This is a genomic window from Geomonas silvestris (assembly GCF_014193515.1).
Taxonomy (GTDB): Bacteria; Desulfobacterota; Desulfuromonadia; order Geobacterales; family Geobacteraceae; genus Geomonas; species Geomonas silvestris.
Genome location: NZ_BLXX01000010.1, coordinates 66,438 through 88,130 on the forward strand (window position 1 = coordinate 66,438; position 21,693 = coordinate 88,130).

The window sequence follows — 21,693 nt, forward strand, 5'->3', positions numbered from 1 at the left end:
AGGCCAAAAAAAAAAGCCCATCAACGGAGATGGGCCTCATCAGTTCCAGGTCGTGGCGGACCTGGGGCCTACTCCGCTGCAGTCTTCGGTAACCTGGCTGTCCCCGCCGCCCCTTGAGGGGGCCGACGTGGATCCATGGCTTTGCGTCGCCGGATTGCTCCGGGTTTGCCGTTGAACGGAGTGAGCTATGTCTGGTGCTGTTCCCCCCATAACTTCAATTGGAAGAGTTTAATGAACTGTAAGCGGCTAATCCAGCTGCTGCGACGTCAGCCTAAGCAGCAACCGTGCCAGGATTATAGGAATTAGCTGGTTCGGCTGTAAGTTTGGGTAATGTTTACAAAAGGTGAAATCGCGGAGCTGATCTGTAAATGGGGGTGGGTGTGGGGGCACGTTATTACGCAGGGGTGTACGCTATTTCACTGTGTTCTTTGTTCCGCTCCACGGTGCCGTTAGAAGAAGCTTGTGATCCATTAACGTGCCGAATTCTTAAGGTGATCACAGATAGCCGGTGCGCCTGGTGGGAAGGCGGAGACCATCAGACACCTTCGAGTGGTCCGCGATATCGCTGAGTGATATTTAAGGGAGGGTGGCAGGGGGGGAGAGTGCCGCCGGATCGCGGAAACGCGGGCCCGCGGTTGACGCGGGAGGAGCGCCCCCGGAAGAGCGTCGTCAGGTCTCCTGATCAGGACGGGAGAGACTGATGGCTCATTAAAATATGTTATAGACTTTGGGTGTGCAGAACTGGTGCCCCGGCGGTCGGGGGGACGCGCCGGGATTGCTGCACCATGAGATTCTGCTTCTACTTGGCGGCCAACTGCGTAGTGCCCAGGGCGGGGTAGTCCAGCCCGGCCAGTGTCAGGGCGGATTTGGCCTCGGCGAGCCCCTGGTCGGCAGCCCTGGCCAGCCACTTGAGGCCCTCTTTCTCGTTCGCCTTAACCCCTGCGCCCTCCAGGTACATGAGCCCCAGACTTGCCTGGGCGACGTCCAACCCCTTTTCGGCCGCATTGTGCAACAGGGCCAGCGACGCCTCCAGGTCCTGCCGGGTGCCGTCACCCTGCTGGTACATCAGGCTGAGTATGAACTGGGACGCTGCGCTGCCGTCCTTGGAAAACTCCTTGAAGGCAAGGGTGTAATCTCCCTTCTGGTAGGCCCTTAGCCCCGCCTCGTGATCTGCCAGGGCCGGATGCGCTCCTGCTGCAAGAAGAGCCGCACAAAGAAAACTGCCGATAAGATATCGTTTCATAGGACCCTCCCGTCGGGGTGGCTGGATACCACCCTCCGATCTCTCTTGGAGCAACAAGGGTGCCAAACTGCTGTGCCTAAAAAGATGATAAAAACTGGTATGTTGCAGGTTGTGGGGGATATTTCGGACAGGGTGGCGGTTGAACACGTCGGAACGGTGCAGTGTGGATAAATCACAGAAATTACAGAAATAATCACAGGACGGGCAGCTGTGCAGGGGCGGTACAGCTGCCATAAAGTCGAATCCCCCCTGTCCCTCTTTTCCAACGTGGGGAACGCGGGGCCTCCTGCAGTGCTGCGTGGAAATTAATTCTGAGCTTCCCCGGAAATCCCCACGGAACATAAAGCTTCAAAAAAGCGGCGATTGATGCTACATATGGTCTCGCCTTAGGCAGATAAACCACACAGGGGAAGGGTCCATCATGAAGAAAATTGTCTTTTGTTTCCTTGCTGTTATGTTGCTGACACTCTCGGCCAATTCCTATGCCGCTTCGATTCCCAACGGCTACGAAGAGATACGCTGGGGGACCCTGTTCCACAAAATCATGGAAGATTATCCCAAAGGGAAAATGACCGAGTACAACAAGGAGATGGTCTACACCCAGGATAACCCGGACCAGGCCATCGCATCCCGGATGTTCGCGTTCAAAGACGGCCTGCTGACCAGCGTCTCGGTCACCTACGACAGCAGGTACGTCCAGAAAACCGGCATCGACGCCATGTTGCAGAAGTACATCAAGCAGTACGGCAAAGGGAAGCAGGGGCCGAAATCGAGCCACATGTCCACCTACGTCTGGGAAGGGAAGCAGACCCGCATCACCTTCATGTACGTCCCCAAGCGCGCGGACATGACGGTGTTGCAGTTCGAAAAGAAGTAGCAGCTTTCGGCGGTTGCCGTCACGCGTTTGGAGAGCTGTCTCGGGCCGGGGAACGCTTGGGTAGCAGCGGCGAACGGCAACGAACCGCGTAACCGTGTAGTCTGAACCGGCCAGGGTAATCTCCGGTCGCCGACCGAGCGCCCCTACCTATCACCGCGGCTTGACTGAGGATAGCTGCTGCGAGGGTAGGGGCTCTTTCTTTGCCCCACGCTTCGTTTCCCCCGCACCCCTGTCCCATTGCCTCTAAACCGCGACGGCAGCCCGAGATGCAAAATAATTGCCGTTGACGGCGGCGAAAGATTATTGGTAATATTCGGGCCTTAATTAGTCCCTTAGCCTTCTGCCACTGCCTGAAAGATACCCGTGCTGATTCGCATCCTCAAAAACTCATTCCTGAAGCGACCCAAGCCGGTACTCCTGGTACTCCTCTCTATCACTATGGGCGCCGCGGTGGCCACGGCCTTTCTCGGCATTGCCGGGGAAGTCTCCCACAAGATGGCTCTCGAGCTGCGCAGCTACGGGGCCAACATCCTCCTCGAGCCGACTGCGCTGGAGGGGGGCGGGTTCCTGCGCGAAGATGACCTCCCCAAGATAAAAACCGTCTTCTGGAAGTACAACATCACCGGCTTTACCCCCTACCTCTTCGGTGTCGCCGACCTCAACGCCGCAGGGCGCCGCGAACGCTCGGTCGTAACGGGCACCTGGTTCTCCAAGGAGCTGCAGGTCCCCGGCGAGGAGAGCACCGAGCAGGGGATCAAGGGGATGGCGCCCTGGTGGGACCTGAAGGGGCGCTGGCCGGAGGCGGCCGATGAGGCGATCCTCGGCGCCGCGCTGGCCCGTCGGCTCAAGCTCGACCAGGGGAGCGAAGTCGCGGCGACGGTGCGCGGCACGGTGCAGCGCCTGAAAGTCTGCGGTGTGGTGACCACGGGGGGCTTCGAGGAAGAGCAGCTCTTCGCCCCGCTGGTGACCGTACAGCAGCTCCTCGGGCAGCAGGGGAAGGTCTCCCGGGTCCTGGTGAGCGCACTCACCGTTCCGATGGACGACTTCGGGAGGAAAGACCCGAGCACCATGACCAAGGACGAGTACGAGAAGTGGTACTGCACGGCCTACGTCACCTCGGTCGCCAAGAACGTCGAAGAGGTGATGTCGGGGAGTCGCGCCAAGCCGATCTGGCAGATCGCCAGCGCCGAGGGGGCGCTCCTCACCAAATTGAACGCGGTCATGCTCCTTTTGACCCTCTTGGCCCTGGGCGCCTCGGCGACCGCCGTCTCCACGAGCCTCATGGCCTCGATGGCCGAACGCAGCCCTGAGATCGCCCTCATGAAGGCGATGGGCGCGGACCGCTTCCAGGTCTCGGCCATCTTCCTGGGCGAGGTGCTGATCATCTCCGTGGTGGGTGGCTTCGTGGGGTACCTGATCGGGAACCAACTCGCGGCACTCATCAGCCACACCGTCTTCAATTCAAGCATCGCCTCGCCGCTGTGGCTCATCCCCATGGCGATCGGCTCCGCCTTCCTGGTCGCCTGTGCGGGGAGCATCGCGCCGCTGCGTCGCGCGCTGCTCATCGAGCCGGTGCGGGTTCTCAAGGGGTAACATGAACAGGCGCCGCTGGCTTTTGAAGATGATGTTTCAGGCCCTGGCCCACCGCAGCGGGAGGACCACGCTGCTTCTGGCGGTGCTCGCCATGGCGTCGAGCCTCGCGACCGCGCTCTGGATCGTTTCGCTCTCCATGGAGCGCCGCATCGCCGAAGAGGTGCGCAAGTACGGCGCGAACCTCGTGGTGGTGCCCGAGGCCGCGCGCCTCGACGTTGGGAGCGGCGGGCTCAACTTCGGCAGCATCGCCGAGCCGAGCTACCTGGCGCAGGCCGAGGTGGAGCGGGCGCTGACCACGAGCGGCATCAAGGCGGAGCGCTCCCTGCACCTGCGCGGCGCACTGCGCCTGAAAAACGCCGACCTTCCCGCCGAGGGTGTCGACTTCGCCGAGATCCGCCGGCTGTTCCCCTGGTGGCAGGTGCGCGGGGCCTGGCCCGCCGCGGGCGAGGCCGTCCTCGGGGTGGACTTGGCGGCCCGCCTGAAGCTCAAGCCCGGCGACCGGATCGAGGTGTCGGGGAGCACCGGGCCTCTTGCCTTGCGCGTCTCGGGGACCGTCTCCACCGGTGGCGAGGAGGACGGGCTGCTCTTTCTGGCGCTCCCCGAGCTGCAGCAGGCGCTCGCGCTTGGCGGAGAGCTCTCCCAGGTGCGCCTCATGGTCACCGCGAGCGGCGACAGCCTGAAGGGCGCTGCCCAGGCCCTGCAGCGCCAGCTGCCGAAGGCCAAGGTGAACGAGGTGCGCCAGACCGCCCACACTTCCGAGGGGCTTTTGGCCAAGGTCAAGCTGCTCATGCTGCTGGTAACCGGGGTGGTGCTCATCTCGGCCGGCAGCTCGGTCACCGGCACCATGAGCACCACGGTCCTTGAGCGGAGCAAGGAGATCGGCCTCATGAAGGCGATCGGCGGGACCCGGCTGGAGGTGCTGCTCATCTTCTGCGCCGAGGCGGCCCTGCTTGGGTGCGCCGGCGGGATAGCCGGCTACCTTCTGGGGAGCGGCATCGCCCATTTCATTACCCGTACGGTTTTTGCGGCCTCGGCTGAGTTCATCCCCTGGATGGCGGGGGTCTCCCTCGCCGTGAGCCTCTTTTGGGCCCTCTTGGGGAGCGTCGGCCCCATGGTTTCGGTGTTCAAGCTCGACCCGGTGCGCAGCCTGCGCGGAGAGTGACGGCCGACGCAGCGTGCAACGCGCCGCTGCAGATCGAACCGTTCATCTTGAGCAGGCCCGGACCAAAGCTGTTTTCTCCACGTCTTTAAGCATCTCTTTTGTGTTCTTTTGTGCCTTTTTGCGGCAATAGACGAAAGGTTTTCTCCACATGTCACAAACGACAATTAAGACGAGCGGCCTCACCAGGAGCTACGGCGACATCTGCGCCTTGAAGCCGATCGATCTCAGCGTTCCGGAAGGTGAGTGGCTCTCGGTCATGGGGCACTCGGGCTCCGGCAAGAGTACCCTGATGAACCTGGTGGGGGGACTGGACCGCCCCAGCGCCGGGTCGCTCCACGTGGGGGGGCAGGATCTCTCCAGCCTGAGCGAGGACGGCCTGGCCCGGTTCCGCCGCGAATACGTGGGGATCATCTTCCAGCAGCACCACCTGGTCCCCTACCTCTCGGCCCTTGAAAACGTCATGCTCTCCCAGTACTTCCACAGCGTCCCGGACGAGGCGGAGGCCCGGCACGCCCTGGAGCGCGTGGGGCTCGGGCACCGGCTGCAGAACCGTCCCGGCGAGCTGTCGGGGGGAGAGCAGCAGCGCGTCTGCATCGCGCGGGCCATCATCAACAGCCCGAAGCTCCTCTTGGGTGACGAGCCTACCGGCAACCTGGACCACAAGAGCACCCTCATGGTCATGGAACTCTTGAAGGAGCTGCGCGCCGAGGAGCGCTTCACGGTCGTCATGGTGACCCACAACGAAGAGGTCGCCGCCTGGGGGGACCGCACCATCTACCTCGCCGACGGGGTGCTGGTGCGCGAAGAGAGGACCCGTCCCTGATGACCGCACTCAAGCTGGTACCGCATCTGGTCGCCTTCTTCGGCATGGCGACGGTCGCCCTCCGGGGCGCGACGCGGCGCGGCATGCTTGCCGGGGCGGCCCTGGCGGGCTTTCTGGGGGGAGCGGGGCTCGCCGCCACCCTGACCGGCAGCGTTCCCGGCGAGTTCACCTACAGCCTTTTGCGCGCCCTGTTGGCGCTTCCGTTCCTCCTGCTCTGCGCCGTGAGCTTCGCCGCGCTCTACCTGAGCGTGGGGGGGAAACTCCCCCTGGCGAGGCTCGAGCGGGTCGCCGGCTGGCCGCTCACCCGGACCCTGGGGCTTCTCGTGGCCTCGGCCGGGGCAGGCGCGGTGGCCGGGACCCGGCTGGGGGGGGCGCTCCCCTTGTGGGGGTGGGGAGCCCTCGCGGCCGCGGCGGCCTGTCTGGCGCTCGCGGCACTGCTTCTGGAGTCGCGGCTCCCCGCGACGCTTACCACCTCTCGCGCCGGGTTCATCGCGCTTACCGTCGCCCTCTTGCTCTTCAGCGCCTCCTGGTCCACCCGGCTCGACCTGTTCGCGCCCCTCACCATGAAGGTGATGAAGTTCACCCACGACTTCGTGCACCAGTTCTTCGAGTCGATGCTGATCCCGGACCACCTGTTCATCCACAGCTACCTGTGGGGGTACATCGGCCTGCTCTTCGGCAAGGAGGTCGGCTTCTGGGGGGGGCTGGTGATCTGGTTCACCCCGGTCGTCATGGTGCTCCTGGCGATCCGGCTGGAAAGGCTCCCCTCGGTGGGGCACCTGCGCCAGGGGGCGCAGCGGCGCCGGATGCTCGCCGAGGCGATCAGGGCGCGCCGGCTCAGGCTGGTTTTGCCCGGGATCGCCGTCCTGCTCCTGGCGTACGCCGTGTACCGCAGCCTCTACCCGAGCGTCGAGTACTGGGACCCCAAGCCGGTCCCGGTCACCGCGAACGCCGGTGGGGAGATCTTCCTGCCGCGCAAGGGGGAGATCGACCTCATGGACGGCAAGCTGCACAAGTTCCTGTACCAGCAAGGGGGGAAGACGGCGCGCTTCTTCGTGCTGCTCGCCCCCTCGGGGAAGCTCACCGTCGACCTGGACGCCTGCGCCATCTGCAAGCCGGACGGTTACGGGCAGGCGGAGGGGACCGTCCTTTGCTACTACTGCAAGACGCTCATCCCGCTGGAGACGGTGGGGAAACCCGGCGGCTGCAATCCGGTCCCGGTCGAGTTCACCGAGAAGGATGACGGCATCCACCTAAACGGGGTCACCCTGATCAACACCTGGAGCGGGACCGTGCAGTCGACGACGCGCACAATGGAGAAGGGGAAATGACCAAGCTGCCCGCTCGCCTGTGGCGCCTGCTCTCCTCGGGCGCCCTCACCCCCGCGGTGATCGCCATCTTCCTGCTCGTCTACGCGGCCATCGCCTTCTTAACCGACGAGGCGCTCATCGTGCTGATGCAGCTGGTGCGCGGCAACCTGCTGCTCTGCGCGCTCCTCGCCCTGATCCCGGTGAACAGCGCCTGCTGTCTTATCGCCGAAACGCGCGCCTTCATCCACCGGCGCCGCCTGCTGGCCGGTGCGGACCTGCCGGTCCTGCCGGGGCTCTTCGACGAGGAGGTCGCGGTGGGGGAGGGGGCGGCACCCGCCCAGGGTACGCTTTCCCGCATCAAGGGGAACCTGGAGGCGGAGGGGTACCGGACCCGGCTGGGGGAGCGCGACGCGGCTGCCTGGCGCGGCCTGAACTCCTTCCCGGCCCGCTTTCTGTACCTCGTCGGGGTCTTCTGCCTCTTCGCCGGGATACTGGTCAGCCTGACCACCCGGACCTCGCTGCGCGGCGCGGTCGCCGAGGGCGAGCCGCTGCCGGGCCCGGGGGGCGAGGGGCAGGCGGTCTCCCGGATCACCTACGCCAAGGTCGACGGCCTCATCCTCTCCAAGCGCCTGATCATCGAGAACAGCGACTCCCGCTCAGGGCGCAAGGAGGAGTTCGGCATCTACCCGCCGGCCCGCTACCAGGGGGCATTCGTCTATCCCCGCTACCTCGGCGTGGGTGTCGCCTTCCACTTCGCCGCGCCCGAGCTCCCCGCCGGATTCCAGCAGCAGGCCCCCTTGGCCATCTACCCCCCGGGGAAGGCGGCCGAGGTTCCCGTCCAGGATACCGGTTACCGCCTGCGCTTCAGCCTGCAGGCGCCGGCCGACGGGAGCGATCCCTACATTACCGGGAAGATGGCCCTCAACTTCAAGATCCTGCAGGGCTCCAGCGAGGTCGCCTCCGGCACCCTCCCCGCGGGGGCCGAGTTCGTCCGCGACGGCTACCGGCTCGCGATCCAGGACACCCGGCGCGTGGTCATCACCGACCTGATCAGGGACAACGGCGTGATCCCCATCTGGTTTGCCGGCGTGATCTTCGCACTCGCCTTCTGCTACTGGCTGGCGGTCCGCCTGGTAAGCCCCCGACGGGAGCTCATCTTCACCTGGCAGAGCGCTCCCGCCGTCGCCCTGTCCCGTGCCGAAGGGCGCAGCCGCCGCCACAACGAGCAGTTCCACGAGGCGCTGGATCGCATCGCGGGGGACTCCGGCTGCTAGAGCCGTCTGCCACCATCTTAATACCGACCGGGACTTGGCCCTCAGGGTCCCGAGAAACAGGAGACATCATGAAAATTACCCGTTCACGCAGCGTCCTCGCCCTCGTCTTGCTGGTTGCCTTGGCTGGTTGCAGCAAAAAAGAAAACGCCCAGGCTCCGGCCCCCTCCGCTCCCCAGCCCCAGGCTGCCGGAGCTGCCCCGCAGGCGACCGCCGCCACTCCGGAGCAGCGGGACGAGGCGGAGGCCGGGGTGGTGCGCGACCGCGTGCTGGCCCAGGTCAAACAGGCGCAGTTCGCCGAGATCTACCGCCAGGCCTCGGCGGGGTTCCGGGAAGTCGGCGCCGAACAGCGCTTCGTGGACCTCTGGCGCCGCCAGGTCGAGGAGACCGGGGCCTTCAAGGACGCCAAGCTCCTCGAGCACAGCGTGCGCCCCCAGGACAAGTTCCAGGTTTTCATCTACGCGGTTGAGTACGAAAAGAAACCCAAACAGCTCCGCCTGGTGATCGGCCGCTCCAAGAAGGGGGCCTTCGAGCTGACCGGGATCAACCAGACCGAGCTGAAACAGAAAGGGTAGCTTCAGGAACTTTTCCTAAAGTTCGGCGGCAACCGCGCCGAAACGTATCCGATACGCCCCGCCTGAACCTGCCGCTCGCGCCGCAGAACAACACCGGCGCGAGCGGGAGCCCGGTGCGGCATGCCGGCGTGTCACCACGTTTGTGATCCCAGATAAGGAAGTACTCCAGCGCATGAACAAGGGAGCAACGCTCAAAAGATGGGTCCTGGTCTCACCCTGGTCCCTGGCCATTTTTCTGTTCATCCCGCTTCTGGCAGTCCTGAAGGTTGCCTGGCATCTTCCCCTGCCGCTGCCCGGGGTCAAGACCCCGCTGCTGGTCAACAACATCAGCTTCGCCGTGGTCGCCGCCCTGAGGCTTGGCTACTACCTGCTGCGGCTTCCCAGCGGGATCCGTTACGGCGCGGCAGGTGTCCCCGGTTACACCCTGGATGCGGCGGGCGCCCCGGATGAGGTGCGCGAGCGCCTGAAGGCCGGCGGGTTCCGGTTCTGCGCGGACGGCAGCTACGGCGAAAAGCCGGACCGCGGCTACTGGGGGACGGTCTTGGTTTACGGCGGGCTCCTGCTCACGCTTGCGACCGGGGCCTTCGACAACCTCTACCAGTTCTCCGGCACCCTTCTGGACGGCCAGGGGCGCGCCACCGATCTGAACAAGGCGGAGTCCTACCGGGACCTGCTCACCGGGCCGCTCTCCGGCACGCCGAGCCAGCTCCCCCAGCTGAAGATCCTGCGTCAGATCAACCCCAACCAGTCCTACCCGCGCGGGGCGACCGAGGTTGCCTTCCTGTTTCCCGACGGCGCGGCCAAGAAGACCATCCTCAAGTGCCCGGATCCCTTCCCGCTGGGCGTCTTCGACATCTACATGTCCAAGATGGTGTACGAGCCGAAGCTTCTGGTCACCATCGACAAGGTGAACCAGGTCTTCTCCGGCTCGGTGCTCCTCGACCCGCTGGTCACCCCGGAGCGCGGCTACAGCTTCTACGGCGCCTTCGTCAACAACAACCTGGACGGCGAGGTCTTCTACCAGCCCGAGAAGAGCCGGCTCAGGTTCACCCTGCGCCAGGGCTCGCTGCTTTTGGTCGACAAGGAACTGGTCTTCCAGGGGGACCGGATGCAGAGTTCCGGCAACATCGATTTCGTCGTGGAGCGCATGGGGGTCTGGTCGGAACTGCACGTGGTGCGCCGCCGCCATATCGCCCTGCTCGTCGCAGGTGCGGCGCTCGCCCTTTTGGGTGTCATCCTGCGGCTGGTCTTCGGGCGGCAGCGGGTCTGGCTGGAAAACGTCTACGGCAACTGCCGGGTCGGCGCCGCGGGCGCTGCCGCAAAAGAGATCCTGGAAAAGGCCTGAGCCTTCGGGCTGGCTCCGGGCTTTCCGATTACACGATAAACGAGGCGTAAGAATGGCATATTGGGAAATGATCTTTTACTGGGTGGCACTCATCGTGTACTCCCTCTCCTGCGGCGGGTTTCTCTACTCCTTCATCTTCAAGAACCCGAAGGTGATGCCCAGGATGTTCGCCCTGCTCGCGGTGGGGGCTCTCGCCCATACCGTGGCGATAGGGGCGCGCTTCCAGGCGACGGGGCACCTCCCCTGGTCCGGGCACTACGAGTACGCGCTGATGGGGGGCTGGTTCATCATCTGCGGCACGCTCTGGGTCGGCTGGCGCAACAAGCAGCTGCAGGGGCTCGCCGTGGCGACCCTCCCGCTGGTCATCATCATGATGGGGTACGGCTACATGCAGAACCCGGGGCTCACCCCCAAGGCTGCGAGCCTCAAGACCATCTGGCTCTACATCCACGTCTACTTCGCCTGGCTCGCCTTCGGCGCCTACTCGCTCGCCATGGCCGCCGGGGTGCTCTACCTCAAGAAGAAAAAGAACTCCCTGCAGCCGGTCCCCAACCCGAGCTACGACCGGTTCCCCTCCCTCGAGCACCTGGACGAGCTCATCTTCCGCTACGTCGTCTTCGGCTTCATCACCGACACCATCATGATGGCCGCCGGCTCGCTGTGGGCCAAGGACCTGTGGGGCGGCTACTGGAACTGGGATCCCGTCGAGACCTGGTCGCTCATCTCCTGGCTCACCTACGGCATCACCATCCACCTGCGGGTGACCTTCGGCTGGAAGGAGAACCGCCTCGCCTGGCTCGTCATCTGCGCCCTGAGTACCGTTATCATCTGCTTCTTCGGGGTGAACCTGGTGGTCAACACCAGTCTGCACATGTTCCAGGTAAGGTAGCCGGCGCCGATGTTCGAGAAGACACTCAAATACCTGCGCTCCCTGCGCTTTACCATCGTCCTGATCGCCCTGCTCGGCGCCATACTGGCGATCGGGCTCTGGGTGCCCCAGCAAAGCCTTTTGAAGGACATCTACTTCGACTGGAAGGCCCAGTCGCCGCGGCTCGTCGCCTTCCTGGACTTCTTCCAGCTGACCAGCGTCTACACCTCCTGGCTGACGGTGACCCTCTGGGCGCTCTTCTTTTTGAACCTGACCCTGGTGATGTGGCAGCGCATCCCGCTCATCCTGAAGCGCATCGAGATGCCGGCCAGCCGCATCGTCGATCCCGAGACCGGCGGCGGCTTCGTGTTCCGCGCGGCCTACGCGGTGCCTGAGGGGACCGATGGGTCCAGTATGGTGACTGCCCTCGAGAAACGCGGCTTCGCCATGGTCAGTAACGACTCCGGGTTCTACGCGGTGAAAAACCGGCTTTCCCCCATCGCCTCCGCGCTCTTCCACCTGAGCTTCTTCCTGATCCTGCTGGGTGGGCTGGTCAGCTTCTACACCGAGTTTATCGGGTTCGTGGATCTCGCCGTCGGGGAGCCGTTCGGGGGGACCCTGGCCCAGTACAACGCCAGGCCGACCCCGAAGCTCCCCAAGGTCGGGAGCCTTCCCGAGGTCGCCTTCACCGTCACGAGCGTCGAGCCCCACGTGGTGCGCAACACCCCGACCGGGATCACCGTGAAGGTGAAAGAAAAAACGGGCGCCGAGCACGTCGTCGACATCAACAAGCCCCTGAATACCGCGCACTCCTCGTTCGTCTTCAAGCACCTGGGGGTGGCCCCGCTGTTCGTCCTGAAGGACCCTGCCGGGCGCGAGGTTGGGGGTAACTACTTCAAGCTCGACGTGGTAGGCGGCAAGACCGATACCTTCCGCCTGGGGGACCTGATTTTCACGGCCCGCTACTACCCGGACTACGAGTTCAAGGACGGCAAGCACCGCACCAAGAGCCAGGAGTTCAACAACCCGACCTTCTTCCTGGTCGCCGAGCGGGACGGGAAGAAAGTCGCCGAGGGGACGGTTCCGGTCCTCGGGGGGCTGAACCTGGCAGGCGGCTACCGGATCGAGATGAAGGAGTGCCCCTTCTGGGTCCGCTTCTACGTGATCAAGCAGCGCGGCCTTTCCCTGGTCTACCTCGGCTTCGCCATCGCCTCCATCGCGGTCATCTGGCGCCTGATGTTCTACCGGCGCGAACTGGTCGGGGCCTTCCGCGAGAAGGACGGCCGGCGCTGCCTGGTGGTGGCGGGAAAATCCGAGTACTACAAGAAACTGGCCGAAGACGAATTTGCCAGGATGTGCGGGGAGCTGTTCGGTCCCCCCCTGGCCGGCTAGCGAATTTTGATCCTGTTAAAACGGAGATGACATGAAACGTCTGCTCATTTTGTCCCTGGCCGCCTTGCTGGCCTGCACCGCTTGCCACCGCGAGGAAAAGGTGGTCAAGCTCGACAACTCCTACCGCTTCCTGGTGAACTTCAACGGGAAGTACGGTTACTGCGACCCCAGCGGGACCACCGTGATCCTCCCCCAGTTCGATGCGGCCTCCGTCTTCTCCGAGGGGCTTGCGGTTGTGCAGGTGAACGGCAAGAACGGCTATATCGACGTGAACGGCAAGACGGTGATCCCGCCGAGCTTCGAGTCGGCCGCGCCGTTTCTCAACGGGCGCGCCGCGGTGCGCAAGGGGAGCCGGTATGCCTACATAGGCCAGTCCGGCAAGGAGATCACCGGCTACGACTTCGTCTCGACCTTCGGCTATACCGAGGGGCTTGCCCCGGTGATCGCCCAGGTGAAGGAGGGGGCCAAGGGGGGCTTCATCGACCTCGATGGCAAGTTCGCCGTCAAGCCGCAGTTCGACGACGCCGCCAACTTCTCCGAGGGACTTGCCGCGGTGAAGGTCGGCAAGAACCACGGCTACATCGACAAGACCGGGAAGATGGTGATCCCGCCCCAGTTCTACGACGCGGCCATGTTCCGCGACGGCCTGGCCATGGTGAAGATCAACGGCAAGTTCGGTGTGGTGGGGTACATCGACAAGACCGGCAAGATGGTGATCCCGGCCCAGTACTCCCAGGGGACCAACTTCAACGACGGTGTCGCTGCGGTGCGCCGCGAAAACAGCTGGATCCTCATCGACCGCACCGGCAAGCAGATCATCGACAAGACCTATCCGACCCCGACGCTGTTCTCCGAGGGGCTCGCGCCGGTCATGGTGGACAAGCAGGTGGGGTACATGGACAAGACCGGTAAGATGGTGATCAAGCCGCAGTTCGAATCGGGCTCGATCTTCGTCGACGGTTACGCGCCGGTGCGGGTGAACGGCAAGTGCGGCCTGATCAACAAGGAAGGGAAGCTGGTGGCCGAGGCCCGGTTCGTCTGGGACCAGCGCGCCATCGACCAGTACACCCACTACAACACTCATTTCAGAAAAGACCAATAGGAAATAGAACATGCAGATCGGTCCAGGACTCGGCGTCGCCATCATGATGAACAACTACTTCCACGACATGGCCACCGGCCTGCTCGTCGGGAGCGGGTTTGCCCTCCACGCCATCATCCAGATCCAGCGGGTGATGAACACCCCCGAGGCGACCCTGTTTTTCCTCAAGACCAACCAGAAGATGGTGAAGCTTTTCAAGTTCGCCCTCTGGTGGGTGGTTTTGGGCGGGGTGCCGCGCACCATCTTCTACACGAGCTTCGAGTGGGCGAACGCTGCCGACAAGTTGCAGATCCCGGCTCTGGCGGTAAAGCACGTGATGATGTTCGCCGCAGTGGTCTGGGGAGTGATCGCCTGGCGGCGCATGCAGAAGAAGGTAGCCGTTCTCAAGGAGAGCCTCCCTGAGGAGTATCGGGCCCGGCTTGCGGAGTAGCCTCAAACCTGCGGCGTCATAGCCGGAAGGCGTCAGCGACAAACAGAGACGAGCCGCGGTGCAAAACGCACCCGCGGCTCGTTTTTTTGGGGTTCATCCGGGAGTTCCGGGGAAGCCGTGGGCATTGGTCGCCTCTCCCCTTGCGGGAGAGGGGCAGGGTGAGGGGGAGGAGACCAGATCATAGCAGATGGCAGCTTCACCCACCCCCCGCCCCCCTACCGTCAAGGGAGGGGGGATGTCGTTCCCGGCTGGACCTTGGGGAAGTGAGAGCGTACCAGCCAGGTTGTCGATGAAAACCGTGTCTGCCGGAAATTCATCACGTCGGAGCCGCACCACCCCGCGCCTCGGATCACTTCCCTTTAAGCTGGGCCTGGGCGCGTTGCAGGTTCTGGCGTGCCACCGAGTCCTGCGGGTTCAGCTGGAGCACGGCCTCGAACTCGCGGCTTGCCTCTGCCAGGTTCCCCTGGCGCGCCAGCGCCACCCCCAGGTTGCTGCGGGCCTTGACGTCGCCCGGGGCCATCTGCAACACCTCCCGAAACACGGCTACCGCCTGGGGGAGGTCGCCCACGCCGACCAGGGCGGTTCCGAGCGCGATGCGGGGCATGGTGAGCTCCGGACGGAGCTGGCAGGCCCGCTCGAACGCGAGGATCGCCTCGGGGAGCGCGCCGAGCTGCTGCAGGTCGTAGCCCAGGTTGTTGAACGCCTCGAAATGGTTGGGGTTGAGGCGCAGCACGGTCTGGTATTCCCGCACCGCCCCCGCGAAGTCCCCCTTGGTATCGAGGGCGACCCCCAGGTTGTAGTGCGCGGTCGCGAACTGCGGGTTGATGCGCAGGGACGCCAGGTGGGACTCGATCGCCCCGGCAAGATCCCCCTTTTCTAAAAGCTCCACCCCCAGGTTGTCGAGGATGATGTTGTTGTCCCGGGTCGCCTGCACCGTATGCCGGTAGAGCGTGATGCTGTCTTTCCAGTACCCTACCTGGTGCCAGGTGAGCGCCGAAAAAACGGCGAGCACGAGCGCCGCGGCGGCCGGCAGTACCCAGCGCTGCAGCTGCCGTTTCTCGCCCAGTTCGCCAAGCCCCCAGCTCGCCATCACGAAGATCCCGACCAGCGGCAGGTAGCTGTAGCGATCGGCCATGGCCTGCCCGCCGACCTGAACCAGCCCGATGACCGGCAGCAGGGTGACCAGGTACCAGAACCAGCCGACGGGAAGATAGCGGAAGCGGCTGCCGAAACGAAGGACCAGGTACGAGGTGAGGACGAGGAAGCAAAGCCCCCCGGCGATCTGCCACCAGGGAAGCTCGGCCGAGAAGGGGTAGTAGACCGCGAGGTCGGCGGGCCAGACCGTCTTGGCCAGGTAGGCGGCGTAGGAGACCACGCTGTTTTCCAGCCTGGGGAAGACCGGGATGCGCTGCAGGTCCATGACCGAACCGCCGCGCTGCTGTGCGGCAACGGTAATGAGCGAGGAGGCGAGCGCCGCGGCCAGAAACGGCACTTTCTCCAGGATGAGAGGCTTCAACCTTGGCCAGCAGGTGCGCACCCCGCCGCTCAACTCGAAGCGCTTAAGCGGCCAGTAATCGACCAGCGCCAACATGATCGGCAGGGTGACCAGCATCGGCTTCGCGAAGAGCCCGCAAAGGTAGGCGCCCAGGGCGAGCAGGTAGGCCGTAACCCCGGGGCGGGACGCGTAACGGCGGTACAGGATGAGGGTGAGAAAGCAGAACAGAGCGCTCAACACGTCCTTGCGCTCGGCGGCCCAGGCGACCGACTCGACGTGCAGGGGGTGCAGCGCGAACAGGGCCGCCACCAGCCAGCTCCGCCAGAAGGCTTCGGTGGCCCGGTACAGGAAGAAGAGCAGCAAAAGCGCGGCGACTATGTGCAGCGCCAGGTTCGTCAGGTGGTGACCGGCGGGAGCCATCCCCCAGAGTTGCACGTCGATAAGGTGCGAGATCCAGGTCAGGGGGTGCCAGTTGCTCGCATAGAGCGAGGTGAAGGCCCAGCGGACGGAATCGGGGGTGAGCCCCTGGGACATATTCGGGTTTGCCGTCAGGTATTGGGTGTCGTCGAAAGAGACGAACCGGTGCCCTGCGACCTGTGCATAGACTGCGGCGGTGAGAAAGACAAGCAATAGAGCTGCTAGAATGTGCTGGAGACGGTTGCCTGATGCTTTGGACGCAATGGGTGAATCACCTTGGTTCATTGGTATCTCCAGAGATGGGCTGGCCGATAGTACCCCAGGACCCGAGGTAAGTGCAACTGATTGCTGAACATTACTCCCGGTAACCTGGAAATTCTGTTGACGACCTCGAAACGGTGGTGTTATGGTCACGCAGCACGGAACTCCACGTGTCACAAGGACTTACTCTAAGGGCGCACCGGCATGTCTAACCTAGAAACAGTACTCTTCTGGATCACCCTGGGCATCTACGCGATTGTCTGCGGGGGGTTCATCTATTCCATCGTCTTCAAGAACGAGCGTCCGCTCCCCAAGCTGACCGCGCTGCTTACGGCGGGACTGGTGCTGCACAGCGCAACCATTGCGGTGCGCTTTGCCAGTACCGGCCATCTCCCCTGGTCGGGAGACTACGAGTACGCGCTGATGGGGGGATGGTTCATCATCGCGGCGTCGCTCTTCGTGGCCCGGCGCACCAAGGAGATGCAGCCTGTGGCGGCCGCCACGGTGCCGCTGGTCGTGGTGATGATGGGGTACGGGGTGATGCGTAACCCGACCCTGACCCCGATGGCCGCGAGCCTCAAGACCGGTTGGCTCTACATCCACGTCTACTTCGCCTGGCTCTCCTTCTGCTCCTACACCCTGGCCATGGCCGCCGGCGTCATGTACCTCCTGAAGCGCCCTGCCGCAGGCGACCAGTCCCAGCACCCTTTCTACGACCGGTTTCCCAGCCTCGAGCGCCTGGACGAGTTGATCTTCCGCTACATCGTCTTCGGATTCGTGACCGATTCCATCATGCTGGTTGCCGGTTCCATCTGGGCCGAAGGGCTCTGGGGGAGTTACTGGAACTGGGATCCGGTGGAGACCTGGTCGCTCATCTCCTATCTCATCTACGGCATCATCATCCATCTCAGGGTCACCATGGGGTGCAAGGGGACCAAGCAGGCCTGGCTTGCGGTGGCGGCCCTCACCACGGTGGTGATCTCCTTCTTCGGGGTGACCTTCGTGGTCAACTCCAGTCTGCACGTCTTCCAGGTCCGTTAAGCAGCCTCCGGCGCGAAACCGGTACCACTTCGCCGCACGCCGCGCCGGGAAGGGCTGAAGGCACACTCTATGGAAAAAACCATTCTCCTGCAGGCCGTCATCTGGATGAACCTCGCCCTGGTCTTCTACACCTGGGCCGTGTTCAGCGGGCGGCGCCAGGGGCTGCACGCCAAGCACCTGGTGATCTTCGGCATCGGCCTTTTGTGCGACTACCTGGGGACCCACCAGATGAACATCTTCGCCCAGAGCTTCGGCAAAGCGCCGGAGTGGCACAACATCACCGGCATCGCGTCCCTGGGCGGGATGGCGTTTCATTTCCTGTTGGCGCTCATCGCCGCGCTGGCCCACAAGACCGAGTCCGTGAACCGGGTCTTTCACCGGGTCAGCCTCACCATCTACAGCTGCTGGCTGATCGCCTTCTTCTCCGGCGCCATCTCTGGGATGATGAGGATGCATGGGCACCATTGACAGCTGTCCACCCCCCTTTAACCCTATGTCCTCTCCACCCAAAAAAGTCCTCCTGGTAACCCCTCCCTACCACTACGGCTTGACCGACGTCTTGGGGCGCTGGATTCCGCTCAACCTGGTCTACCTGGCCGGCGCCGCCCGTCAGGCGGGAGCGGATCCGGAGATCTACGACGCCCAGGTCCTGAGCCACGGTTTCCCGGAGATCGAGGCCAAGCTCGCGGCCGCGAGCCCCGACGTGGTTGCGGTCGGCGCCGTCACCGCCGCGGTGAACGATGCCCTGCGCATCCTGGAACTGGCCAAGAAACTCAACCCGGCGACGGTAACCGTGCTGGGCGGGGTGCACGCGAGTTTCCTGTACCGCGAGATCCTGGAAAGCTCGCCCGCGGTGGACTTCGTGGCGCTCGGGGAAGGGGAGGCGACCTTCCGCGAACTCCTGGAAACCCTCTCGGAGTCCGGCGACCCGAAGGCGGTCGCCGGGCTCGCCCTGCGCCAGGGGGAGCGGATCGTCACCAGCGCCGCGCGGGCTCCCGAACTGGACCTGGATCGGCTCCCGGCCGCCTGGGACCTCCTGGATTGGAGCAACTACCGCTACCAGGTACTCCCGGATTCCCGCTTGGGCTCCATCGCCACCTCGCGTGGCTGCGCGCACGACTGCAGCTTCTGCTCGCAGCAGCTGTTCTGGGGGCACTCCTGGCGCGGGCGCACCCCCGCGGCGGTGGTCGAGGAGATCGCCCTGCTGCACGGGCGCTACGGCGTCGACGTGCTGCAGCTGACCGACGAACACCCGACCCGCGACCCAAAGCGCTGGGAGGCGCTGCTCGACCTGCTCATCGAGCATGCGCTGCCGGTGCGCCTGATCCTGGAGACCCGGGTCTCCGACCTGATCCGGGACCGCGACATCATCGCCAAGTACAAAAAGGCCGGCGTGATCCACGTCTCGATCGGCGTGGAGTCCCTCGAACAGGCCCGGCTCGACGAGGTGCACAAGGGGCAGCGGGTGGAGGAGGCCCAGCAGGCGGTCGAGCTGTTGCGGGAAAACGGCATCGTCTCGGAGATCTCGCTGGTGCTCGGCTTCCCCGACGACACGCAGCAGACGGTCGCGCAGGCGCTCAGATTCGCGCAGCTGCTCAACCCCGACTCCGCGAACTTCCTCCCGCTCACCCCCTGGCCCTACACGCCGCTCTACCGGGAGCTCAACGAGCTGATCCGGGAAACCGACTTCTCGCGCTACAACCTGATCGATCCGGTGCTCGAGCCGCATGGGATGACCCTCGCCCAGCTCGACCTTGCCCTCACCGACTGCTTCCGCAAGTTCTACATGGGGAAGGTCTTCGAGGTGATGACCATGAAGGACGAGTTCCGGCGCGGCTACATGGTGCGCGCCACCAAGCTGATCATGGCCAGCGCGTTCGTCATGAAGAAGTTCGGCATGCTGGTAAAGGCGATGATGCCGGGGAAACTTGGTGGGAAGAAATAGGTAGGCAGGTGCCCGGAGGTGGTCATGAAAGGGAAGAAGGTCGTGGTGAACGACCTGATGCAGACGGATTACGTCTACTACCTCACCGAGCCGGTTGGAGAGAACTTCGATCCCGAGTTCAAGCCGGAGCTCACCCCGAAGGAGCTTTTGGAGCTGGGGGTCTTTGGGGGGAAGTACCTGACCGACTGCCGCGACGAGTTCCCGGCCGACTGGTTCGAAAACGCGAAGCTCTGCCACGAGTTCCACGATCCGAAGTTGAACTTCTTCGGGGTGAACGCCTCGAAGCCCCTGTCGTACTGGAGAGAGAAGGGGTGGATCCACAGCGACGACCCGCGCGGCTGGTTCCAGTGGTACTGCCGGTACTACCTGGGGAGGCGGGGGCCCGACGACCAGCGTCAGATCAAGCGCTGGAAGGCGATCGCCAGGCACATAGGGCAATTGCGCAAGAACTGCCCGGAAGGGGTGTTAAGCTGCCGCAGGAAACAGCGCCAGGCGCTTTTGCACTGGGCCTACGACAGCAGGAAGATGTGAAAGGCAGAGGGCTAGCCCCTGCTTCTACCTTCCTTTCTCGATGATGTCCGGCGGGGTGTCCTGGGGGGATCCCGGCAGCTTTCTGCCGCAGCGTTCGCAGCACTGCTCGCAGCCGCTTTTGTTGTCCTGCTCGGTGCCTTCTTCGCTGGTGGTGATCGGTTTCTTGGCTGCCTTGCACTTCTGGCAGCAGTCGCAGTCGTCTTCCTGGGACTTGTCCCGCTGGTCGGTACGCCCCGGGGGAAGCTGTACCGGTTCCTCGAAGGTCGCCGCCAGACTCTCCAGAGGCAGCATCGACCAGATCAGCAATCCGATGATCAGCGCATACTTTTTCATGTCTTTCCTCCCGTTGTTCCAGCTCCAACTCCCATCTTCATGGCTCCTCTCGGCGGATCACGGCAATCACAACCGGCCGGATCCGCGACACACAAGTATTAACATGGGCTCATGCCATGTCAAACGCCGAAAGGACAATTAAAGGGTGTGTGCCGCCTGTCATTGCGGCAGCGGGAGAGGTGCGTGTTGACAGTGCCGGTGCGGCCAGAGTGTTCAGTTAGCTTTCCCTTGACAGCTAAAGGGGCGCGCGCCTACAAAAGAACTGAGGAAGCCGGAACGGTCGTTTTTTAGATGATGGGAGGGGGGCGGCGGACCAGTTGGAGAGGATGGACGCGATGCTGATCGGTGTCATCTCGGATACCCACGGGCTGCTCAGGCCCGAGGCGCTCAGGATACTCAGGGGGGCGGACCACATCATCCACGCCGGGGATATCGGTACCCCCGAGGTGATCTACGGTTTGAGGGCCCTGGCGCCGGTGACGGCGGTGCGCGGCAACGTGGACCGCGGCGCCTGGGTCGAGGATTTCCCGCAGCGCCGGCTGCTGACCCTGGACGGTGTGGCGCTGCTGGTCCTGCACGACCGCCACGAGCTTTTGGCAGAACCGGCGGATTCCGAGGTGCGGGTCATCGTCACCGGGCATTCGCACCGGGCGCTTGTCGAAGAGAGGGAAGGGGTGCTCTACCTGAACCCGGGGAGCGCCGGGCCGCGCCGCTTCCGGCTCCCGGTGACGGTCGCGCTGCTCACCGTCAATGAGGGGAAGCTCGGCGTGGAGATCGTGGACCTGGGACCGCTGCGCTGACCGGAAAGGGAAGGCCTGGCGAGGAGCGCCGTCTAGGCAACCTCCACCATGTCCTTCAGTTCGCGCACGATCTCAACCTGGCGCTGGTAGATGAACTGGCTGATGAAACTGTCGTTGCGCCGGTCCGGGCGGATCTTGAACATGCAGAGGCTGCCGCTTTCTCCCAGGTCCGCCCGCACGAAACACCCCGGCGCCTGCACCGCCGTTCCCCCGAGGTTGAAGGAAAATTCGCCGGATTGCCCCGGCCGCAGCCTCGGCTTGGCCTCGCAGGTAAGCGACAGCCCGATCCCGGAGATGTCCACCAGGTTTCCCGTAAGCGCCCCCCCTTCCGAACTGAACTGCACGGGCAAGGTATCCCGCACCTTGACCCGGATGGCTTCCCGGCGCTCGGCGCGGATCTGGGCGTAGCTGAAGTTGTTGAGGATCACCAGTTTCTTCGGGACGTTCACGTAGCTTGCGTAGCAGTGCACCCCGAACCCCTGTTGGAAATGGCTGCTCTTGATCAAGGTGCTCTTCTCGTGCTTCATGATCAGGGCCTGGTGCTCGTGGACGCTCATTTCGACCCCGTCGCTTTCCAGGCCGGTGACTGCCGAGCGGTAACTGACCGGGACCTCGTCGTAGTAATTCACCAGCACCAGGTCGTTTTTCAGGCGGTTCTCCAACAGGGCGGCCAAGACCTCCCTGATGGCATCCGCATCGCTCTTGCCGTCGGCGATGGTTATCAGCTTGTAGTGCTCTTTTTTCATGGCAGGTCACCTTGGTCAGGGTCACAGTCGGGATCGGGGCACGCCCCATTCGGTAACTGCTCTATTGAGAGTTATCGGACTAGAGGAAGAGATCTTTAACAAAAATGCCGACGTGATTCTGATGGATCAGCTC

The 21,693-nt window shown here is 63.8% G+C and carries 21 protein-coding genes and 1 riboswitch; of the genes, 17 read left to right on the forward strand and 4 right to left on the reverse strand.

Annotation, left to right across the window (positions count from 1 at the left end):
* Positions 1–84: 84 nt before the first annotated feature.
* Positions 85–180: riboswitch (cyclic di-GMP riboswitch) on the reverse strand.
* A gap of 619 nt (positions 181–799) precedes the next feature.
* Entirely contained in the window at positions 800–1,243 is a 444-nt protein-coding gene (locus GMST_RS15135; RefSeq protein WP_183355533.1) for a tetratricopeptide repeat protein, read from the reverse strand.
* Positions 1,244–1,664: 421 nt separating this feature from the next.
* On the opposite strand from GMST_RS15135, the gene GMST_RS15140 reads away from it, so the two are divergent.
* From GMST_RS15140 to GMST_RS15195, 12 genes are all read left to right on the forward strand, one after another.
* Complete coding sequence (locus GMST_RS15140; protein WP_183355534.1) at positions 1,665–2,120, forward strand: hypothetical protein; 456 nt, start codon at positions 1,665–1,667, stop codon at positions 2,118–2,120.
* Positions 2,121–2,483: 363 nt separating this feature from the next.
* Positions 2,484–3,713 carry an ABC transporter permease gene (locus GMST_RS15145; protein ID WP_183355535.1) on the forward strand — a complete coding sequence of 410 codons (1,230 nt, stop codon included), beginning with the start codon at positions 2,484–2,486 and terminating at the stop codon, positions 3,711–3,713.
* A 1-nt stretch (position 3,714) separates the two neighbouring features.
* A complete protein-coding gene (locus GMST_RS15150) occupies positions 3,715–4,875 on the forward strand; it encodes an ABC transporter permease (protein WP_183355536.1) in 1,161 nt (386 codons plus the stop codon).
* 148 nt (positions 4,876–5,023) lie between these two features.
* Entirely contained in the window at positions 5,024–5,698 is a 675-nt protein-coding gene (locus tag GMST_RS15155; protein WP_183355537.1) for an ABC transporter ATP-binding protein, read from the forward strand.
* The gene (locus GMST_RS15160) at positions 5,698–7,029 is read left to right on the forward strand and encodes a DUF2318 domain-containing protein (protein WP_183355538.1); all 1,332 of its coding nucleotides are present in this window, start codon (positions 5,698–5,700) and stop codon (positions 7,027–7,029) included. Before GMST_RS15155 ends, GMST_RS15160 begins: the two co-directional genes overlap by 1 nt.
* Complete coding sequence (locus GMST_RS15165; protein WP_183355539.1) at positions 7,026–8,282, forward strand: hypothetical protein; 1,257 nt, start codon at positions 7,026–7,028, stop codon at positions 8,280–8,282. The genes GMST_RS15160 and GMST_RS15165 overlap by 4 nt, the downstream gene beginning before the upstream one ends.
* A 68-nt stretch (positions 8,283–8,350) precedes the next feature.
* The gene (locus GMST_RS15170; RefSeq protein WP_183355540.1) at positions 8,351–8,854 is read left to right on the forward strand and encodes a hypothetical protein; all 504 of its coding nucleotides are present in this window, start codon (positions 8,351–8,353) and stop codon (positions 8,852–8,854) included.
* 172 nt (positions 8,855–9,026) lie between these two features.
* Positions 9,027–10,199, forward strand: coding sequence for a hypothetical protein (locus GMST_RS15175; protein ID WP_183355541.1), 1,173 nt, complete (start codon positions 9,027–9,029; stop codon positions 10,197–10,199).
* A gap of 52 nt (positions 10,200–10,251) precedes the next feature.
* On the forward strand, positions 10,252–11,088 hold the full coding sequence (locus GMST_RS15180; protein WP_183355542.1) for a cytochrome c biogenesis protein: 837 nt from the start codon (positions 10,252–10,254) through the stop codon (positions 11,086–11,088).
* A gap of 9 nt (positions 11,089–11,097) precedes the next feature.
* Positions 11,098–12,459 carry a cytochrome c biogenesis ResB family protein gene (locus GMST_RS15185; RefSeq protein WP_183355543.1) on the forward strand — a complete coding sequence of 454 codons (1,362 nt, stop codon included), beginning with the start codon at positions 11,098–11,100 and terminating at the stop codon, positions 12,457–12,459.
* A gap of 31 nt (positions 12,460–12,490) precedes the next feature.
* Positions 12,491–13,561 (forward strand): WG repeat-containing protein, encoded by a 1,071-nt coding sequence (locus GMST_RS15190; RefSeq protein WP_183355544.1) that lies wholly within the window; start codon positions 12,491–12,493, stop codon positions 13,559–13,561.
* Positions 13,562–13,571: 10 nt separating this feature from the next.
* The gene (locus tag GMST_RS15195; RefSeq protein WP_183355545.1) at positions 13,572–13,991 is read left to right on the forward strand and encodes a hypothetical protein; all 420 of its coding nucleotides are present in this window, start codon (positions 13,572–13,574) and stop codon (positions 13,989–13,991) included.
* Between the two features lie 349 nt (positions 13,992–14,340).
* Here GMST_RS15195 and GMST_RS15200 read toward each other — a convergent pair whose 3' ends face one another.
* Positions 14,341–16,116, reverse strand: coding sequence for a tetratricopeptide repeat protein (locus GMST_RS15200; protein ID WP_183355546.1), 1,776 nt, complete (start codon positions 16,114–16,116; stop codon positions 14,341–14,343).
* Positions 16,117–16,368: 252 nt separating this feature from the next.
* Between GMST_RS15200 and ccsA the strand changes: the two genes are divergently transcribed.
* The 4 genes from ccsA to GMST_RS15220 all read left to right on the forward strand — a co-directional run bounded on the left by ccsA (position 16,369) and on the right by GMST_RS15220 (position 19,681).
* Positions 16,369–17,205 carry a cytochrome c biogenesis protein CcsA gene (gene ccsA, locus GMST_RS15205; protein WP_183355547.1) on the forward strand — a complete coding sequence of 279 codons (837 nt, stop codon included), beginning with the start codon at positions 16,369–16,371 and terminating at the stop codon, positions 17,203–17,205.
* Between the two features lie 69 nt (positions 17,206–17,274).
* Positions 17,275–17,673 (forward strand): HsmA family protein, encoded by a 399-nt coding sequence (locus GMST_RS15210; protein WP_246399686.1) that lies wholly within the window; start codon positions 17,275–17,277, stop codon positions 17,671–17,673.
* On the forward strand, positions 17,660–19,150 hold the full coding sequence (locus GMST_RS15215) for a B12-binding domain-containing radical SAM protein (RefSeq protein ID WP_246399687.1): 1,491 nt from the start codon (positions 17,660–17,662) through the stop codon (positions 19,148–19,150). Before GMST_RS15210 ends, GMST_RS15215 begins: the two co-directional genes overlap by 14 nt.
* Before the next feature lie 24 nt (positions 19,151–19,174).
* A complete protein-coding gene (locus GMST_RS15220; protein WP_183355548.1) occupies positions 19,175–19,681 on the forward strand; it encodes a hypothetical protein in 507 nt (168 codons plus the stop codon).
* Positions 19,682–19,705: 24 nt separating this feature from the next.
* On the opposite strand, the gene GMST_RS15225 is transcribed toward GMST_RS15220, so the two are convergent.
* Positions 19,706–20,014 carry a hypothetical protein gene (locus tag GMST_RS15225; RefSeq protein ID WP_183355549.1) on the reverse strand — a complete coding sequence of 103 codons (309 nt, stop codon included), beginning with the start codon at positions 20,012–20,014 and terminating at the stop codon, positions 19,706–19,708.
* Positions 20,015–20,349: 335 nt separating this feature from the next.
* On the opposite strand from GMST_RS15225, the gene GMST_RS15230 reads away from it, so the two are divergent.
* Positions 20,350–20,814, forward strand: coding sequence for a metallophosphoesterase family protein (locus GMST_RS15230; protein ID WP_183355550.1), 465 nt, complete (start codon positions 20,350–20,352; stop codon positions 20,812–20,814).
* 32 nt (positions 20,815–20,846) lie between these two features.
* Here GMST_RS15230 and GMST_RS15235 read toward each other — a convergent pair whose 3' ends face one another.
* The gene (locus GMST_RS15235; protein ID WP_183355551.1) at positions 20,847–21,560 is read right to left on the reverse strand and encodes a PilZ domain-containing protein; all 714 of its coding nucleotides are present in this window, start codon (positions 21,558–21,560) and stop codon (positions 20,847–20,849) included.
* Between the last annotated feature and the right edge of the window lie 133 nt (positions 21,561–21,693).

Coding starts and splice junctions, on each gene's coding strand:
- GMST_RS15210 (WP_246399686.1), top strand. CDS start 17,275: ATGGAAAAAACCATTCTCCTGCAGGCCGTCATCTGGATGAACCTCGCC.
- GMST_RS15160 (WP_183355538.1), top strand. CDS start 5,698: ATGACCGCACTCAAGCTGGTACCGCATCTGGTCGCCTTCTTCGGCATG.
- GMST_RS15135 (WP_183355533.1), bottom strand. CDS start 1,243: ATGAAACGATATCTTATCGGCAGTTTTCTTTGTGCGGCTCTTCTTGCA.
- ccsA (WP_183355547.1), top strand. CDS start 16,369: ATGTCTAACCTAGAAACAGTACTCTTCTGGATCACCCTGGGCATCTAC.
- GMST_RS15235 (WP_183355551.1), bottom strand. CDS start 21,560: ATGAAAAAAGAGCACTACAAGCTGATAACCATCGCCGACGGCAAGAGC.
- GMST_RS15175 (WP_183355541.1), top strand. CDS start 9,027: ATGAACAAGGGAGCAACGCTCAAAAGATGGGTCCTGGTCTCACCCTGG.
- GMST_RS15195 (WP_183355545.1), top strand. CDS start 13,572: ATGCAGATCGGTCCAGGACTCGGCGTCGCCATCATGATGAACAACTAC.
- GMST_RS15215 (WP_246399687.1), top strand. CDS start 17,660: ATGGGCACCATTGACAGCTGTCCACCCCCCTTTAACCCTATGTCCTCT.
- GMST_RS15180 (WP_183355542.1), top strand. CDS start 10,252: ATGGCATATTGGGAAATGATCTTTTACTGGGTGGCACTCATCGTGTAC.
- GMST_RS15185 (WP_183355543.1), top strand. CDS start 11,098: ATGTTCGAGAAGACACTCAAATACCTGCGCTCCCTGCGCTTTACCATC.
- GMST_RS15155 (WP_183355537.1), top strand. CDS start 5,024: ATGTCACAAACGACAATTAAGACGAGCGGCCTCACCAGGAGCTACGGC.
- GMST_RS15150 (WP_183355536.1), top strand. CDS start 3,715: ATGAACAGGCGCCGCTGGCTTTTGAAGATGATGTTTCAGGCCCTGGCC.
- GMST_RS15225 (WP_183355549.1), bottom strand. CDS start 20,014: ATGAAAAAGTATGCGCTGATCATCGGATTGCTGATCTGGTCGATGCTG.
- GMST_RS15170 (WP_183355540.1), top strand. CDS start 8,351: ATGAAAATTACCCGTTCACGCAGCGTCCTCGCCCTCGTCTTGCTGGTT.
- GMST_RS15190 (WP_183355544.1), top strand. CDS start 12,491: ATGAAACGTCTGCTCATTTTGTCCCTGGCCGCCTTGCTGGCCTGCACC.
- GMST_RS15140 (WP_183355534.1), top strand. CDS start 1,665: ATGAAGAAAATTGTCTTTTGTTTCCTTGCTGTTATGTTGCTGACACTC.
- GMST_RS15230 (WP_183355550.1), top strand. CDS start 20,350: ATGCTGATCGGTGTCATCTCGGATACCCACGGGCTGCTCAGGCCCGAG.
- GMST_RS15220 (WP_183355548.1), top strand. CDS start 19,175: ATGAAAGGGAAGAAGGTCGTGGTGAACGACCTGATGCAGACGGATTAC.
- GMST_RS15165 (WP_183355539.1), top strand. CDS start 7,026: ATGACCAAGCTGCCCGCTCGCCTGTGGCGCCTGCTCTCCTCGGGCGCC.